The 12,825-nt window shown below is 27.1% G+C and carries 18 protein-coding genes and 2 tRNA genes; 7 read left to right on the top strand and 13 right to left on the bottom strand.

The features are described from left to right. Window position 1 precedes the first annotated feature (1 nt). From PF569_07325 to PF569_07335, 3 genes are read right to left on the bottom strand one after another with little or no spacing between them, the layout of a single operon-like run. Window positions 2-1,183, bottom strand: coding sequence for an MMPL family transporter (locus PF569_07325; GenBank protein ID MDA3856047.1), 1,182 nt, complete (start codon window positions 1,181-1,183; stop codon window positions 2-4). Window position 1,184: 1 nt separating this feature from the next. Continuing rightward, on the bottom strand, window positions 1,185-2,360 hold the full coding sequence (locus PF569_07330; protein MDA3856048.1) for an MMPL family transporter: 1,176 nt from the start codon (window positions 2,358-2,360) through the stop codon (window positions 1,185-1,187). After that, complete coding sequence (locus tag PF569_07335; GenBank protein ID MDA3856049.1) at window positions 2,353-2,784, bottom strand: MarR family transcriptional regulator; 432 nt, start codon at window positions 2,782-2,784, stop codon at window positions 2,353-2,355. The genes PF569_07330 and PF569_07335 overlap by 8 nt, the downstream gene beginning before the upstream one ends. Before the next feature lie 73 nt (window positions 2,785-2,857). Here PF569_07335 and PF569_07340 point away from each other — a divergent pair, with 73 nt between their 5' ends. The 6 genes from PF569_07340 (at window position 2,858) to PF569_07365 (ending at window position 6,110) form a co-directional block, all read left to right on the top strand. Beyond that, a complete protein-coding gene (locus PF569_07340; protein ID MDA3856050.1) occupies window positions 2,858-3,007 on the top strand; it encodes a hypothetical protein in 150 nt (49 codons plus the stop codon). A gap of 204 nt (window positions 3,008-3,211) precedes the next feature. Further along, the gene (locus tag PF569_07345) at window positions 3,212-3,700 is read left to right on the top strand and encodes a hypothetical protein (GenBank protein ID MDA3856051.1); all 489 of its coding nucleotides are present in this window, start codon (window positions 3,212-3,214) and stop codon (window positions 3,698-3,700) included. A gap of 62 nt (window positions 3,701-3,762) precedes the next feature. After that, complete coding sequence (locus tag PF569_07350) at window positions 3,763-4,599, top strand: ATP-binding protein (GenBank protein MDA3856052.1); 837 nt, start codon at window positions 3,763-3,765, stop codon at window positions 4,597-4,599. A 52-nt stretch (window positions 4,600-4,651) separates the two neighbouring features. After that, window positions 4,652-4,957, top strand: coding sequence for a hypothetical protein (locus tag PF569_07355; GenBank protein ID MDA3856053.1), 306 nt, complete (start codon window positions 4,652-4,654; stop codon window positions 4,955-4,957). A 98-nt stretch (window positions 4,958-5,055) separates the two neighbouring features. After that, entirely contained in the window at window positions 5,056-5,514 is a 459-nt protein-coding gene (locus tag PF569_07360; GenBank protein MDA3856054.1) for an NUDIX domain-containing protein, read from the top strand. 53 nt (window positions 5,515-5,567) lie between these two features. Continuing rightward, a complete protein-coding gene (locus tag PF569_07365; GenBank protein MDA3856055.1) occupies window positions 5,568-6,110 on the top strand; it encodes a hypothetical protein in 543 nt (180 codons plus the stop codon). Window positions 6,111-6,113: 3 nt separating this feature from the next. Here the strand turns inward: PF569_07365 and PF569_07370 are convergent, their stop codons facing one another. From PF569_07370 to PF569_07415, 10 genes are all read right to left on the bottom strand, one after another. Then, window positions 6,114-8,075, bottom strand: a complete 1,962-nt coding sequence (locus PF569_07370; protein MDA3856056.1) for a hypothetical protein — start codon at window positions 8,073-8,075, stop codon at window positions 6,114-6,116. Window positions 8,076-8,222: 147 nt separating this feature from the next. Then, window positions 8,223-8,534 carry a hypothetical protein gene (locus tag PF569_07375; GenBank protein ID MDA3856057.1) on the bottom strand — a complete coding sequence of 104 codons (312 nt, stop codon included), beginning with the start codon at window positions 8,532-8,534 and terminating at the stop codon, window positions 8,223-8,225. Window positions 8,535-8,581: 47 nt separating this feature from the next. Then, window positions 8,582-9,118 carry a dihydrofolate reductase family protein gene (locus tag PF569_07380; GenBank protein ID MDA3856058.1) on the bottom strand — a complete coding sequence of 179 codons (537 nt, stop codon included), beginning with the start codon at window positions 9,116-9,118 and terminating at the stop codon, window positions 8,582-8,584. A gap of 207 nt (window positions 9,119-9,325) precedes the next feature. Then, window positions 9,326-10,228: a Fic family protein gene (locus PF569_07385; protein MDA3856059.1), complete on the bottom strand. Its 903-nt coding sequence runs from the start codon at window positions 10,226-10,228 to the stop codon at window positions 9,326-9,328. 138 nt (window positions 10,229-10,366) lie between these two features. Next, window positions 10,367-10,441: transfer RNA gene (locus PF569_07390), tRNA-Glu, on the bottom strand. An 87-nt stretch (window positions 10,442-10,528) separates the two neighbouring features. Then, window positions 10,529-10,603, bottom strand: a tRNA-Arg gene (locus PF569_07395). A 111-nt stretch (window positions 10,604-10,714) separates the two neighbouring features. Next, window positions 10,715-11,377: a 50S ribosomal protein L16 gene (locus tag PF569_07400; GenBank protein ID MDA3856060.1), complete on the bottom strand. Its 663-nt coding sequence runs from the start codon at window positions 11,375-11,377 to the stop codon at window positions 10,715-10,717. 2 nt (window positions 11,378-11,379) lie between these two features. Beyond that, a complete protein-coding gene (locus tag PF569_07405; protein ID MDA3856061.1) occupies window positions 11,380-11,643 on the bottom strand; it encodes a 50S ribosomal protein L35ae in 264 nt (87 codons plus the stop codon). Window position 11,644: 1 nt separating this feature from the next. Then, window positions 11,645-12,019, bottom strand: a complete 375-nt coding sequence (locus tag PF569_07410) for a 40S ribosomal protein S19 (protein ID MDA3856062.1) — start codon at window positions 12,017-12,019, stop codon at window positions 11,645-11,647. Continuing rightward, window positions 12,012-12,461 (bottom strand): 50S ribosomal protein L31e, encoded by a 450-nt coding sequence (locus PF569_07415; protein ID MDA3856063.1) that lies wholly within the window; start codon window positions 12,459-12,461, stop codon window positions 12,012-12,014. The genes PF569_07410 and PF569_07415 overlap by 8 nt, the downstream gene beginning before the upstream one ends. Window positions 12,462-12,650: 189 nt before the next feature. Here PF569_07415 and PF569_07420 point away from each other — a divergent pair, with 189 nt between their 5' ends. Further along, entirely contained in the window at window positions 12,651-12,818 is a 168-nt protein-coding gene (locus PF569_07420) for a rubredoxin (protein ID MDA3856064.1), read from the top strand. Window positions 12,819-12,825: the final 7 nt, after the last annotated feature.

Genomic DNA, 12,825 nt, shown 5'->3' on the forward strand with positions numbered 1-12,825 from the left:
TTTATTTTAAATTTGCATTTCCTTTTGCTAACATAAATAGTTTTTTTATAATTTTAAAAGGAGAGTTTAACTTCTTTTTTGGTTTGTGCAATTCATATAATACTGAAATTGCAGGAACTACAGTAATTGCTGCTAAGAAACAAAATATTACTCCAAAAGCCATAATTTTACCTAATTCTCCTAAAATGATAAAATCACCATAAGTCATAGACCAAAAACCAATAAAACTAGCAATTGTAGTAATAAACATTGGCTTTAGGACATTTTCCATTGTTTTTTGCATTGCAAGAACCGGTTTCGCAGATGCGAGTTCTTGCTTGAACCTCATGATAGTTTGGATACCAAAATCTATTCCAATTCCAATAATCATCGAGATTGCTCCAGAACTAAAATTTGTCATTTTAATTCCTGCTGCAGCAATAAAACCAAATACCCAAATCACTCCAAATATAATTGTGAATAATGGAAGAACAGTATAAATTGGATGTCTAAATGTGAGCAATAATATTGCAATAATTGCAAATAATGAAATCATTGTAGTCTTAGATGAGTCAGGGCCCGTTAAATCTTCGGAGATTTTTCCTGCGATTGCTTCACCTGCTAATTGAACTTTTATTCCTTGAGGTTTTTGAGTATTATCAATAATTTTTTGAACTTGAGTTTGCAATTCACCAACTTCAAAACCTTGGTTTGCATAAACCCTAATTATAGTTAGAGTATATTTATCATTTACAATTCTATCAAATGTATTGGAATTATCATTCATTAATTCTTTTACATCTTTTAAATTATTAATTGGTTTATCATCGTTTAAATTGTAAATATTATTTCCTAGACTATCGCTACCAGTTACATCTTGAATGCCAACAACTTGATTTGATAAGATATTTGTATATCTTACAACCTCGGGGTCACGAATATCATATATATTTGAACCTAGTTCGGGGTCTAATTCGACTACTATCATAAATGCAGTTGACTCTCCTCCACCTAGATTATCGGAGAGTTTTTGAATTCCATCAACAACTGAAAATGTATCAGGTAAAATTTCATCTACATTAGGATTGTCAACAATTAATCTATCATATATACTAAATGATCCTACACTAATTAGTAGAGCAAATACAATTACTAAAAATGGATGATTTACAATTATTTTTGCGTATTCATGAATTAGATTCATTTTAATTCATACCTCCTGTTTGATTGTAAAAATCTCTTTTTGCAATTTGTTTTTTTGCATTTTTATTCAAACTCTTAATTTCTATATTTTCATATAGTATTATCATTAAAGGTGTGACAATTATTGCAGCAACAATTGAAGCTAAGATTCCTATTGCTAATGTTAGACCTAATTTTTGCATCATTGGTGTGAATGAAAAAGTTAGAGCTAAGAATCCTGCAAATGTTGTAGTTCCTGAAGATAATAGCGCCATTCCAATATTTGAAACTGTAGCCTCAATTGCTTTTAATTGAGTTTTTTTATTTTTGAATCTTTCTTCATTGTATCTTGTAAGCATAAAGACTCCATACTCAACTCCTAGTCCTAAAATGATTGAAGCTAGAGCAACGGATGCTATTGACATTTTTAATCCAATATGTCCAATGATTCCTGCTGCCCAAACTAGAGCAAATAACAATGGAGTAAATACTATTATTGCTTTTGCAAAGGATTTTTCTGTGAATAATAATAATAAAAATATTCCTACTGCTGCCATTGAAAATGTTTTCAGAGTATCTGAGAATACTGTTTCTCTAATTGTTTTTCCAAAAGCAGGACCTCCAGTCATAGTGTATTTCACTCCACCTGGTTGACCTACTGCAGACATTTTATCAAGAAGCATTTCTTCAAATGGAACTACATCTTCATATGCTCCACCAATATTAGTTGTAATAGTTAAAATAGTCATTCTATAATTCTCACTAAATAAACCCTTTAGAGCTGGGACCATGTCTAAAAATTTTACTATATCATCTCTTGATTCAGGTGGATGAGACATCATTGCAGTTCCTAATGAAGAAGTTTGAATTACTCTTGAATCTTTTTTTAGAGAAGTTTCAAGTTCTTGTAAAAATGTTACGAAATCAGGATCTCTTAAATCAAGTAATTCATTCTCATCAGACTCATCTACTTCAAATACTAATACTACTGTATTTTCTCCTCCGAATTCATCACTGATTCTATCTGTTAAAACATAGGCAGGCAAATGCCTTGGATTTTCTTTGTCAAAGTCAGATTCAACTTGTAGATTTGGAACACCTAAACCTATAAGTATTGTTGATATAATAACTATAGCTAAGAGTATAAATGGAAATTTGTATTGAAATTCTGCAATTTTTTCTAATATTTCTTTAATCATTTTTTGTTAAATTCTCTACAATCTTTCTCATACTAGAAACTATTCTTTCCTTCTCTGTTTCATCAATACTTGAGAGCATAATTTTTGCAATTTTTAGTTTTTGTTTTTTGTGATCTTTATATGCTTCAATACCATGATCAGATAATGATACAAATACTTTTCTTCTATCTATACTCTCATCTCTTTCTCTTTTCAATAAATCTTTTTCAATTAATTTATCTATTAGTGGAGTAATTGTTCCAGGAGTTAAATCAAACTCCTCTGCGATTTCTCCCATTGTCTTTTTTGATTTTTCAATAAAGTCAATTACTTGTAAGTCTCTAAGCGGCAATTCACAAAGAGTTTTAGAATTAGCAAGTTTTCTTTTAACTTGGGTTCCAATTGCCTCAATTAGCATAGCAAGTTCTTGTTCTTTTGATACCATACTATAAAATGTTTACTTTGATTTATAAATATTTTGATTATCAAAGTATTATTTTTTGATTTTATATAAGATTATGATTAAAACTATGAAAAATAATGCAGTTATAGAATATGCAATGAAATTAGTTTCTGGTTCTGGGAAGAATAGAAGAGTTAGTAAGGCTATCAGAATAATGAATATAATTAGTTTGTTCATTGAATCTTATGGATTCCTGATACTATAAAGGTTTTGGTGGTGAGGTGGCATATTGTAGTTTTTGAAAACTTTGTTTTATCATCAAGTTATCAAATATAACAAATAATAAAGAACTTTCAATTTCAAAAAATATATTTGAAAGGTTAAAAGAATCTTCAATAAATTATTATCTTAAAGATTTAGATAATACAAATATTCAATTATTGAGTGAAGAAGGAAATAATATAGAAGAATGAATTTAGAAGAATTACAAAATGAGATTAATACTCAGAATCAAAGGAAAGGTGAAATAATCTCATTAGTTGTTTCATTAGAAGGAGATATGGAATTTTTCATATCCAAATATTTTGCAAGAGATTCTAATAGAGATATTGTATTATCTTACTCAATCTTATCTGATATAACAATAGAAAAGAAAAAACAATATATATTTGAAATTATAAAGTTTCAGGAAAGTACAGGATTTAATGAATTAAATAAAGAAATAAAAGAATTTGTAAATTTTCTTAGAAATGATTTTGATTTTGTAATACAAAAAAGAAATGCAATAGCACATTGGCATGGATTAATAGATAGTGAGAGAATTACTATTGAAAATAGAAAAAGAGTTACAACTCCTAAAGATAGATTAGAAATTACAAAAGATTTAGTTGAAGAAATTAAAATTAAAAAAGATAGAATTTCTAAAAGTTTAAAGGAATTAGGAATTAAATATAAATAACTTATTATATTAAATAACAAGAAAATGGGAAATTTAATAAAGAGAAACAACTCAAATTAATTATGGATACAACTCTTCTTTTTGATGAAACTATTAATTGTTTAAAAAAAATAAATAATAAAAAAGATAATATAGATTTAAGTCAAAGTTCATTTCTGACTCCATTCTTCATTGCACCATTAGCTGCATATTTAAATAATGTCAAATCAAAAAATTGCATATTACCAATAAGAACAGAAGTCTTTTCTTATTTAGAATATGTTAAATTTCCAACAGGAATAAATGTAGATGAATTCAAAAGAAGAGCTGATAAAAAAACATATTTGCCCTTATTTTCATTTTATGATAATGAGATTGATAATGAAGAAATACTTAGCAAACTAATAGATTGTTTAACTATTTTTGCAGATATAAAATATAATAAAGATTTAATATATAATCCTTTAGCAGAATTAATAGATAATGTGAAAGAACATTCCCATTCTACTAAATGTGTTATTACTGCACAAATTTATGAAGAAAAGTATCTTGCAATTTCTTTAGTAGATAATGGGAAGACAATACCTCAAAATTACATTGATGCAAAATTTGGTATAAATAATGATATAGAAGCTTTTGAACAAATACTTAAAGGAATATCATCTACTGGTGATAATACTAGAGGGTTTGGTATTCAAACATCACTTCAAGTCATTTCTGAAGCACTTAAAGGAACTATATTTATAGTTTCAGGCGGGGGAGGGATATACAAACAAGGCAAAAATCCACCTACATTATATGATTTTACTAAATATAATTTAAAATATAAAGGAACAATTATTAATATTATCTTTGAAATGCCGAAAGAATCATTAAAAATAAATAAAATGGATTATTTAAGCAAAAAACGAATATATTAACCTTTAAATAGTCAATGAATAGGTTTATAAAAAAAGACATCATATTATATATATGAAAAAAATAGAATTATCTAAATCTTTTAAAAATAAACTAGCTTTAAGATCAACTGCTAGACATTTATTTGATATTATCATTGAAGAAAATATTACTACATTAGATTTTAAAAATATTGAATTTATCTCTAGATCATTTGCAAATGAGTTATTAAAATTAGAAAAAGAAACAAAATTAAAATTAGAAAAAATTAATATGAGTTCAAATGTAAGTTTTATGATTAAGTTTGCTTTAGAAAATAGGACTGAAGATTCTAAAACTAATTATAAAATAGGTAATCTTGATAATTTGATTGCATTATAGTTAACTTCATTTAATATTTACTATAATTATAGATCTACAATTATATAACATTCCAATAATTAAAAAGATTTAAAAATATATTTTTCATTATATAATATATGAGTAATAAAAGAATCCAACTAGAGGCAATAGTTTATAGAAAAAAGAAAGATGAATATGAATTCCTATTGTTAAAAAGGATTCCTTCAAAAGGTCACTTTTGGCAGCCTATATGTGGAAAAATGGAGGATAGTGATAAAAATGTATTGGATGGATGCTATAGAGAAATAAAAGAGGAAACATCAATTGATAAGAAAAATATTATAAGAGTAATAGATAATGTACATTATTTTGAAATGAATAGACATTATTTAACTCGAGAAGTTATGCCAACCATAAAAGAATATGTTTTAGCATTTGAAGTAGACACAAATACAGTAATTAATATTGAGAATAATATTTACCCTGAGCATGAAGAATATAAATGGGTTACTTTAGAAGAAGCACTTGATTTGTTGAAATGGGAAAACAATAAAGAAGCCTTTAGTAAATTATTTGAGAATTTAAAAGATAAGTAAAGAAACAATGCAAATCTAAATATTTATAAATATAAAAATTTAATCATATTTAAATGAAAAAAAGATATCTCATTTATGCTTTTATTTCAATAATTATTTCAGTAACAATAAACTTTAATTATCACGGTTCAGTATTAGGTTTTTTATCTATAACTATATTTAAAGGATTTCTTTTTTTCCTAGGACTAACTAGCATATATCATCTGGTTCTAAGTTTTAAAGACAAAAAATATAAAAAATCCATTTTTTTTGGAAGTTTACTTGTTTTATTATTTTTCTTTGCTTTTTTTTTGAATAATACAGAAGGTGAACTATGTTCAATGGCAATTCAATTCCCACATTTTAGAACTAATATTCTCACTCAAAAATGTGAATTTGGAGGAGGAGCTGGTTGTTTAATTGGAGAACCTTGGTATTATAATTCTGGTTGTGATATAAGTGAAGAAGAAAAATTAAATATATTAAAAAATGATGAAAAAGTTATTTTGGAATGCAAATTTATATGTGAGCAAAATTTTGAATATAAATATTGTTCAGGAATATATAGATGTAATGAATTCTTTTCTTGTGATAGTATTTCTTGTGTAGATGATTAATTACTAATTAACAATTCTCTCCAAAATTTCTCTACTCTTCTTAGTTTTATTTTTCCAGAATGATTCATCTTGTAATACTCTTTTTAGAATCAACTCAGGAGTTGATTTTCCTAATTGATTAAATTGAGGTTGATGATTTGTCATTAAGTTTCCTTTCTCATCTAAACCTGTTGCAGAGATTCCATCTATTCTTATTCCTTTAACTCTTTGTTCTTCAATGAATTCTTTAATTTCTCTTCCTAAGTGAGATACTGCAATACAATAATTATTTTGCAGAGATAATTCTGTTAAGAATTCTATTAGAATTTTAGCTGCAGCACCTGGCTCAGTTATTGCTTCGAATTCATCAATTAGAATTAATTTAGAATTTTCATGGTCTAGTATTTCAATTAGATTTCTTATAGTTTGTTCAAATGCTCCTGATCCTTGAGTTCCTGTAAATTTCTTTAAGTAAATTATTTCATCAAAGATTTTTACTGTAGAAGATACTGAAGTTGGAGATGGAAGACCCATATTAGTTAGGATATGAATTTGTAAGAACATTTCTAGAATAGTTGTTTTTCCACCTGAATTTGCACCTGTTAATACTGAGATTTTTTCATTTTCTAATTTCTCATTATTTATTGAATTAGTTCCTAGTCCGTATGAGATTGGCATTGGATTATCGATGTATATATTTCTACTTTGAATTAATTCAAGTTTGTCTCCTAAGTTAGGATATTGAAGGTTGTATTTTTTTGCAAACTTTGAGATTCCATTAAAGAAGTCTAAATAAAAAGCATAGTCCCATAGTTTTTTGATTTGTTTATAATTAATTGAACCTAGTTGTTTGTATGTGTCCAATTCTAATTGAGAAGAGACTGAATCGATTTGATTTAATAAATTTGCTTTTGCTTCTTCATCTAATTCAAGAGGATATGTTGAATTAGAAAATAAGAAGTCAACATTTATTTTTGCCTTTTTGAAATCTTCTAGGATTTCTTTTTCTCTTTGAGAAATTATTTCTCTAGTGTCTTCTTTGAATTTATCCTGGAGTGCTTGCATATTTCCAGAATTTAATAATTCAAGCAGCTCATCTCCTCCTAATGAGAGTTGTTTTTTTGAAATGATTTCTTTTAGTTCTTTGTTTATGTTCTGAACCTCTTCTTCAAGTCTTAGAGCTTTATTTGTCAATTCTTTTAGTGATTCAGAAGAATCTACTTCAAGAAGCTCTTTTAGTTTTATTTGGTCTATATCTATGTCTAATTCATTATTTGTTAATTGATGAGCACAGGATTGTATTGACTTATTATATTTTGAAGATAAATCTAAAAGTTTTAATAAATTTAAAATTTGTTTCGAATTCTTTTTTATTATATTTCCGATAATTACTTTTTGAAAATCTTTGAAAGAATAAATTTCAAAGTCAACATATAAATCCTCTTCAGTTACTAAAATAAAACTTGCACTTTGGTTTTGAGTTATTTCTTCTAATTCATTTTTTGTAACATAGAGTGAGCTAATTTTATATGAGTCATATAATAGATCTTGAATTTGTTTGTCTAGAGTATAAATTGTTTTATTAAAAGATACCTTTGTATTAATTAGTTCTATTTGATTGATTATTGTTTTGATTTGTTTTTGAGATTCTTCATCTATATCAATTTTAGAAATACTTGAGAAAATTTCTTTTCTTTTTTTTAATTCTTTAACTTCTTTAGTTGGATTAAAAAATAGATTTGCATAATGATTTGTCTTTTGATTGAAAAATTGAGATTTTATCATATCAAATATCTTAGTTAAATGTTTTTTTGCATGTGATTGAGTGTATATCTCTTGAGTCTCTTTATTGAATAATTTTAGAAGCTGACTTGAAGTTAAATCATGAAAGTTATATAATTCATAGTTAGTCATTATCGAATTTATTTTACTTTCAGTATTAAATTTTTTTAGAAGTTCTTGTTTTAGATTATCTTGTATATTCATTTTTATTTATTAAAATGGTCTTGAAAATTTATTTTACTAAATTTTCATTGTTCATAATAAAAAATAGATTAAGCTGTTTTTAAATATTTGTAAGAAGTTGAAATTATTTGAAATATAATACTTAATGAAAATCTATGAATGTATATATTATTTCTCTAATTTTTTAATATTATTAATTGCCTTTCTAATAAAATAGGAATATTCTTCTTTGTGTTCAATAGGGATCAAAACCCAATTTTTCATAATTTTGTTAGAATCATAAATGTGATGCCCAATCTTTGCTCCAGTTAATTTTAATGCTTCTTTTTTTGAATTTTCATCAAGTTTAATCATTAAACTATTTTTATATGAAATGACTAATATTTTTCCATAATCAAATCTAAGTCCATCAACTCCAAATACTTTACACAAAGAGATTTTATCAAATTTATTTGCAATCTGGACTAAAGTTTCTTTCATATTAGTTTATGGAAATTGTAATATATAACTTTTTCTTAAAGTAAATATTATTTTTTAGTATATTTTAAAATAACAATTCCTTCTTGAATAGTAGATTCCTCTAGATGTAATTTTATATTAGGATTGTTTTCTAAAAATAATCTTCTTCCTGAACCTAAAATGGTCGGGATAATACCAATAATATAATCATCTATTATCTCTGATTTAATAAATGTGTCAGTTAAACCAGCTCCCCCATATAACCAAATATTTTTCCCATTTTCTTTTTGTAATTCTAATATTTTATCTACAATATTTTCTTTTCTGAATTCAACGTCTTTGAGTTTCGATTTTAATTCTTTTGATGTTGCAACATATACTTTTTTATCTTTAAACATTTCAATTGATTCTTCAGGAATATCTTCATATGCTTTTCTTCCCATAACTACTGTATCAATAGAATTTAAAAACTCTTCAAAATTAAATTTTTTATTAGTATCATGGCTCTTATCTGCATCTCCGACTATCCAATCAAAGCTTCCATCTCCTCTTGCAATATAACCATCTAAACTAATTGCTAGATTTAGAATTATTTTTCTTGACATAATATAGATAATGTTATCAGAATTTATAATCTTATCTTTAGAAAATTATTAAGCCCTCCGACCGGGAGTAGTTTAATGTTAGAAATACAAGATATCAACAATAAAGAACTAAATACGTTGATATTAATAAATTTTAAAACTTAAATAAAAGTTCACCTCCTTTAATTAGGTGACTACAAAAATGAAAAATGAAAAAAATGTAGTCTCCTATTTCAAAGTTTTCTTGTACTGCTTTATTAAAAACTGAATTGTTGGTTTTAAATTGTTATTTTGAGAGTATTCTCTTAAAGAGAAGTAATACTCTTGTCTATCTTCTAAAAATATGTTAATTGGAGGATAATTATTTTTTAATAATATGTAATTTAGTAATAATCTACCAACTCTGCCATTTCCATCTTGAAATGGATGAATATGTTCAAATTGATTATGGACTAGGGCTGCTAAGATCAGAGGTTTAAAGTTATTCTTATTCTCATTATACCAATGTATAAATTCGTCCAATTCTTCTTTTAATTGTGAGACAGGTGCTCCTTGATGAATGATATCACCTTGATTATTTTTTATTACAACTTCAACATCCCTTAACTTCCCTGCAAATCCTTTTGAACCTTTAAAACAAATTTCATGTAATTTTAATATTAAATCTAAAGAAACATCATCCTTGCAAGTGTTAATGAAATCTACGGCCAATCCAACATTAATAGTTTCTAGTTCATCTTTAGTTTTAGGTAAAGTTTTCTCTTCAAGTAAATCCTTAACTTCATCTTCAAGAACAGATGAACCTTCAATTGCATTAGTATTATATACGAAATCTTCTTTAAATTTCTCAAATTCTGAATTTTGAAGATGAATTATTTTTAACTTAGAATCATATTTATTTAATTGATTAATTTGAGAAGAAGATAAAAAAAAATTAAAGACTTCTGTTTTTAACTCTTCAATTTGTTCAAGAATTATTTGCTGTGCCCTAGATTTATTTTTTTCTAAATCTTTTGCAGATAAATTTTGTCCTAGATACCTAGAAATTTTTTTTACTTTATCATTATCTCTATAAGAATGAGATAAATAGTATTTTATATTTTTTCCAGATTTTCTTTTTTCTACAAACATAGTAATAATTAGGTGACTACAATTTATAAATATATCTTCTTATGTAGTCACCTTTCTTAAAATTTAGGTTCACCTCCTACCAAAAGTCAAGAATCTAGAAAATACATAATACGGTTCGCCTCCCGCGTTTTTTAAAAGCCCTCCGACCGGGATTTGAACCCGGGTCCCCGGCTCGAAAGGCCGGAATGATTGGCCGGACTACACCATCGGAGGATTATATAGAAATAAACCTTTTATTTGTCCGTTTGTTATAATTAAAAGGAACTAATTTCCCTTTAAAAAGTTTTTTGTAAATTCTAGCGGCCCCAGGGAGATTCGAACTCCCGATCCACAGCTTAGAAGGCTGTTATCATATCCAGGCTAGACCATAGGGCCACAATAATATTAATTAATTAAGATTGGATTATAAAGTTTATTATTTAGTTCAAGCTAAATAATGACCAAAAATCTTAAAGAAGATTTTTGATTTATTATAAAAAAACTTTATTATTCAGTCTTTGTTTCAGCTTTTAATTCAGCTTTTGCTGCAGCAGCTGCTGCTGCTGCTGCTTTTTGTTCTGCTTCTTTTCTATCAATTTCTGCATTAGTTTCTAATTCTGCTTTAGTTAATTTTTTAACTTTTTGAATAGTGGAATGAGTAGTTGTTCGAAGTGTTAGTTTTGAAGAACCAACTCTTAAAGCTTCTCTTCCAAAGATCTCTTCTCCTGCAGGTAAAAATAATTCGAAAATTACTTTTCCTTTATGTACTTGACATGCAGTACCAATAGTTTTACCAAAACTGTGTTTCATACCTGTTGAAAGCCTATCTGCTCCTGCTCCTGCAGCAAGAGGATTCTCTCTTAAAGTATGATGAGGCACAGCTTTAATTCTAAAGTAAAAACCAGATCTACCATATTTCTTTTCAATTCTTCTTAAAACTGCAATTCTTGCAGCTTCAATTGAATTAGTTCTTACTTGTGCATCATCTTTTGAAATTAATTGCAATTTTACTGGAAAATTATCTGATTGAACTAAATTACCCATATCAAACTTAATAATCTTTTTACCAGGTCTTGCTTTAACAAAAGCTTTCTTCCTATATTTTGAAAATCTAGTGTAAGGTCTCTCTAGTTTTCTATAAGCGGTCCATTTTCTAAGCTTTGTTGCCATTGTTAATTAATCTTTACAGATCCCCCAATTGCTTGACCAGGCATACCAGTAATAAAATGAACTCTAACTGCACCTTTACCACCATGAATTGCGCTAATTGTACCAGTAATTTCTTTTTTTGCTTTTCCTTCACAAACATAAGTTACAGTTTTACCAACTAATTTCTCAGCTGTTTCTTTACTATCAGTACCTGGAACTAAAACTATCATTTGGTTAGTTGTTTGTGTTTTTCTTCCTCTTCTATAATTCACAATAATTCCTTCCATTTTAGTCCCTCGTTTTAATAATTAAATCATTACCTTTTTTAGTTAAAACTTTTCCAGCTTTAGGTAAAGCTACTTGTTTGATTAAACCAGCACTTTCAAGTTGTTGTAAAACTTTTCTTACAATGTTTCTTGAACCATCAAATTTTTTCTCAGGTCTGTGACCTCTATTTTTTTTACCACCGTAAGCTTTAGCTAATGTGTTTGTTCCAATTGGACCATATTTATTAACTTTACTTAATACTGAAGCAGCTCTTACTTGCCACCATTCAGGATTTACAGGAGGTCTTTCTTTACTAACACCTGTTTTAACAAAAGCGGCCCATTCAGGAGCTACAACTTCTTTCACATTTCTCATTTCATCAATAAGTTTATCCATTCTTTTTTACCTCCTCAGTTTCCTCTTCCTTAGTCTCAACTTCTTTAACTTCAGCGTTTTTTACTTCAGTCTTAGTCTCTTCAGTCTTTGCAGCTTTAGCAGGTTTCTCTGCTTTTTGTTCTTTTACTGCTTGAACTTCTTGAGATCTATATTTGTCAAGATGTTTATCCACACCGATTTCAATTAAGTTAACTAATGTTTTCTCAACTCCACCAATTTGTGTCTTAAGAGCAATTACACTCACTTTCCCTGGAGGATTCTTAATACCATTCTCCCATACTTTTTCGTTAAGTTCTGGACAAATGATAACTGAATCAGTTTTCATATGTTTTTGAATAAATTCTTGTAAAACACAGATAGCTTTTTTACTCCTTCTCCACTTTGGAGCAAACTTAGTTTTTCTCCTCAGTGGGACTACATATTCCCGTTTAAGCTCTGTCATTTTTATTTGAAAAATACGAATATCCTATAAATTTAGGATTTTCATACTAAAAAAGAATAAATACTGCTTTTTAAAAGTTATCATGGAAATCTATTCTGAAATCATTTATTTGTTAGGATTTAGAATTGTTAATTTTCAACAGATTTTTAAATAAAAGAAGAGATTAAATTCTATGAGAAATGTAATAAAATGGTAAAATGGTTGTGTATTCCTTGTGGATATGTATATGATGAGAATATAGGAGATATTGACAGCGGTATTGAAGCTGGAACTAAATGGAGTGATATTCCTGATAGTTGGGTCTGCCCTATCTGTGGAGTTTCCAAATCAGATAAAGATCTTTGGAAACAAGTATAAATTAAAT

The organism is Candidatus Woesearchaeota archaeon (assembly GCA_027858315.1).
Lineage (GTDB): Archaea > Nanobdellota > Nanobdellia > Woesearchaeales > UBA583 > UBA583.